The organism is Phytobacter sp. V91 (assembly GCF_965644225.1).
Classification (GTDB): Bacteria; Pseudomonadota; Gammaproteobacteria; order Enterobacterales; family Enterobacteriaceae; genus CBFFRJ01.
The window spans coordinates 1-3483 of the sequence record NZ_CBFFRJ010000237.1 but is presented as its reverse complement, the minus strand read 5'-3'; the positions used below and the strand labels follow the sequence as shown (position 1 = coordinate 3483).

Sequence of the window (3483 nt, the reverse complement as noted above, 5' to 3'; positions counted from 1 at the left end):
GTGCGGGCATCGTGAAAAATCTATGGCAAAGAAAGCCTTATGTTCTCATAACTGACGATTAAATCGCACCTTCCTTATGCGCCCGGGAAGTACGCTTCTTTCGAATATTGAACCTATCGAAGGGTTGATTGGCGCAATTCGCAACGGGAACCGATATGCGGAGAAAATTAGTCAGACATTATTATCGTCTGATTATCCTGAAAACGATGGTTCGAGTAACAAATTAGAGCATTTAACCCTTTCTGAACGCAAAGTGATGCGACTACTTGGCAAAGGGTGGGGAATAAATCAAATCGCCATGCTGCTGAAAAAGAGTAATAAGACGGTCAGTGCCCAAAAAAATAGCGCAATGCGCCGTTTGTCTCTGCGCAGCAATGCAGAGTTGTATGCATGGATAAATAGTACTGATGGCATGAAAGAGCTAAATCTTATTTCAGCCTATGGAGAACAGTCAGAATGGAATGCACCAATGCAAAAAAGCACGTTGCCATCATAGAACAATGCATGATGGGCGAGACGGGACTTCGTCATCTTTTTTCAACCACGGTAAGTAAACAGTACCGTTTTCATTTTTTCAGGGATCCTCAGGCTTTTATTGAAGCCATGCGCAAGACGGAGTTTTTATCCCTGATATTTTCACTGTCAGGACTGCGTGGTCCTCGACGGGAATGCCTGATGTGTTTGCATCGACTGGCGATAACAAATCCAGGGATGCAGCGAATCGTACTGGCCAATGATGCCAGCGAAGCAAGGTTGATAAGCAGCCTTTATCCAGCTGATTTACATGGTATTTTGAGTAAAACTGAATCGTTGCCTGCTTTGTTGGCTCAGCTTATGACCCTACTTGGAGAGACCCGCCGGCTAAATGACAACATCATTAATCACTGGTTTGTTGCCCGTAGCCGGATGTTGAGCCCAACGGAGTATGCGATCCTGCACCATATGACACGTGGCTTGTCGATGCTTGATATTGCCACCGAGTTGAAAAGAAATATCAAGACCATCCGGGCGCATAAGTTCAATGCGATGGCCAAGCTGGGGATCAACTCAGAAGTCGCGCTGCTTCATGCTGCGGATATCCTTATGTGTCAGCCGCTGTATACCGTTACGCCGGCCACAGATTCCGCAGTGGCCTGAGCGTTAATGCCAGTATGCCAGGTCAATGACCTGGCATATTTTTACAGGCAGACATCAATCCATTTTGCCTGAGTTAAGTCTGCCATGCGCTGAGGGGAAATGCGTACCGCGCTGTGAATAGCGCCGGCTGCGGGCAACACCTCTGCGTAGTGCTTCAAAGAAATATCACAGTAGACCGCCAGCGGGTTTTCCAGTCCAAACGGACAGACGCCGCCAACCGGGTGGCCGGTGATTGTCACTACCTCGTCACTGCTCAGCATTCGGGCTTTTGCGCCGAACGTTGATTTGAGCTTTTTGTTATCCAGACGCGCATCGCCTTTGGCAACAACCAGCACCACTTCGTCCTTAATTTTGAGTGACAACGTTTTGGCTATCTGGCCAGGTTCAACGTGGTGTGCCGCTGCTGCGAGAGCCACGGTCGCCGTGCTTTCATTCAGCTCAATGATGTCAATGTCGGGGGCGTGATCGGCAAAGAATTGCCGCACAGACTGCAAACTCATTTTCTTCTCCTGAACCGTAACCTTCAATAATCTGTCACAAGCCTGTGATCCCTGTAAATATTTTGTCATAACAAACTCGTTACTACGCATTTCTGGATCGCCTTCACAATCGCGGAAACCGGTTACAGTAACCGGTTGCAGTGTTTCAAACCGGAGTTAATACTGACTTCGTCACTTCCTCTGTTCTGATAATTAATAAGAGCCGTCTATGAAACGTATCCTGCTTCGTTGTAATGCTGGTTCGTTAGCCAGCATGGTCTTAAACCCAAAAAATGGATTGCTGCACGGCAAAGTAACTGCTGTTGCGCAGCATTATTTAGACTGACAGGAGAGCCGCTATGTCTGCCAACCATGCTGTGTTTAACGTGATTTTTCGCTTTATCGAAAACTACGTCAGCCCGATAGCCGGGCGGATCTCTTCTCAACGTCATGTCATGGCCATCCGTGATGGTTTTATCTCTGCCATGCCGTTTATGATTGTCGGTTCATTCCTGCTGGTCTTTGCTTATCCTCCTTTTTCGCCGGATACCACATGGGGTTTCGCGCGTGCGTGGTTGGATCTGGCAAAGCAATTTGAAGGTCGTATCCTGACGCCGTTCGATATGACAATGGGGATTATGTCCATCTATGTCTGTGCGGCTATCGCCTATAACCTGGGTAAGCATTATGTCAAATCGCATGGGCTTGACCCCTTTATGTGCGCGATGCTGGCGCTGATGGCATTTTTGCTGGTGGCGGCACCGAAAACGAACGGTACATTACCGGTGGACAGTCTGGGAGGCGTCGGGATTTTCACCGCCATCCTTGTAGCAGTCTATTGCGTCGAAATGATGCGCTTTTTGAAAACTTACAACATCGGTATCCGTCTGCCAGAGCAGGTGCCACCGATGATCAAAAATTCCTTTGATCTGCTGATCCCGGTGCTGGTGGTGGTACTGACTCTCTATCCGCTGAGTCTGTTTATTCAGTCTCAGTTCGATATGTTGATCCCGCAGGCCATCATGGCGCTGTTTAAGCCTCTGGTTTCGGCGGCAGATTCTCTGCCCGCGATCCTGCTGGCTGTTCTGATTGGTCACTTACTTTGGTTTGCCGGGATCCACGGGGCGGCGATCGTCTCGGGTATGTTGCAAATGTTCTGGCTGACTAATCTTGGTCTGAATCAGACCGCGCTGGCGCAGAATGCACCGCTGCCACATATTTTTATGGAGGCGTTCTGGACCTTCTTCATTGTGATTGGCGGCTCTGGCGCAACAATGGGTTTGGTGTTCTGCTATTTGCGCAGTAAATCAGTGCATCTGCGTTCCATTGGGCGACTGAGTGTGGTTCCCAGTATGTTCAACATCAATGAGCCGGTGATTTTTGGTACTCCGATTGTTATGAACCCGGTGTTCTTTATCCCGTTCCTGCTGGCTCCGTTAGTGAATGCCACCATTGCCTGGGCGGTGACCACGATGGATCTGATTGGTCGGGTTATCTCGGTTGTGCCCTGGACCGCTCCGGCACCGATTGGTGGGGCATGGGCACTGGGCTGGGATTTTCGGGCGGCGATTCTGGTCGTTGTTCTGGCGGTGATCTCCGCCATCATCTACTACCCGTTCTTCAAGGTTTATGAGAAGCAATTGCTGGATCAGGAAGCGGAAGAAGCTCAACGAATGGAAGAAGAGAAACAGGTCGCCTGAATAAAAGCAAAACCTTTAGCATTTGCTCCCTCTCCCAGTGGAGGTAAACGCAAAACGGCTTGCCGTTTTTAGTATTTACTCCCTCTCCCGGTGGGAGAGCAGCTGTGTTTAAAGTCAATGGGTGGCAGCTAACCTGCCGCCCATTTTGTATTGTCACGCACCATGGC

General features: G+C 49.3%; 3 protein-coding genes and 1 pseudogene. 3 read left to right on the top strand and 1 reads right to left on the bottom strand.

Features of this window, described 5'->3' with window-relative positions:
* Window positions 1-73: 73 nt before the first annotated feature.
* Both ACSZO4_RS25170 and bglJ read left to right on the top strand, forming a co-directional pair.
* A pseudogene (locus ACSZO4_RS25170) lies at window positions 74-496 on the top strand (helix-turn-helix domain-containing protein); the annotation flags it as partial.
* Window positions 457-1137: a DNA-binding transcriptional activator BglJ gene (gene bglJ, locus ACSZO4_RS25165; RefSeq protein WP_437891822.1), complete on the top strand. Its 681-nt coding sequence runs from the start codon at window positions 457-459 to the stop codon at window positions 1135-1137. The pseudogene ACSZO4_RS25170 and the gene bglJ, both read left to right, overlap by 40 nt.
* Window positions 1138-1178: 41 nt before the next feature.
* On the opposite strand, the gene ACSZO4_RS25160 is transcribed toward bglJ, so the two are convergent.
* Window positions 1179-1637 (bottom strand): YbaK/EbsC family protein, encoded by a 459-nt coding sequence (locus tag ACSZO4_RS25160; protein WP_437891821.1) that lies wholly within the window; start codon window positions 1635-1637, stop codon window positions 1179-1181.
* 338 nt (window positions 1638-1975) lie between these two features.
* Between ACSZO4_RS25160 and ACSZO4_RS25155 the strand changes: the two genes are divergently transcribed.
* Window positions 1976-3316: a PTS sugar transporter subunit IIC gene (locus ACSZO4_RS25155; protein ID WP_437891820.1), complete on the top strand. Its 1341-nt coding sequence runs from the start codon at window positions 1976-1978 to the stop codon at window positions 3314-3316.
* Window positions 3317-3483 lie beyond the last annotated feature (167 nt).

What these genes read in the sequence shown, in the direction of transcription:
- bglJ (WP_437891822.1), top strand. Translation starts at nt 457, where the DNA reads ATGGAATGCACCAATGCAAAAAAGCACGTTGCCATCATAGAACAATGC.
- ACSZO4_RS25160 (WP_437891821.1), bottom strand. Translation starts at nt 1,637, where the DNA reads ATGAGTTTGCAGTCTGTGCGGCAATTCTTTGCCGATCACGCCCCCGAC.
- ACSZO4_RS25155 (WP_437891820.1), top strand. Translation starts at nt 1,976, where the DNA reads ATGTCTGCCAACCATGCTGTGTTTAACGTGATTTTTCGCTTTATCGAA.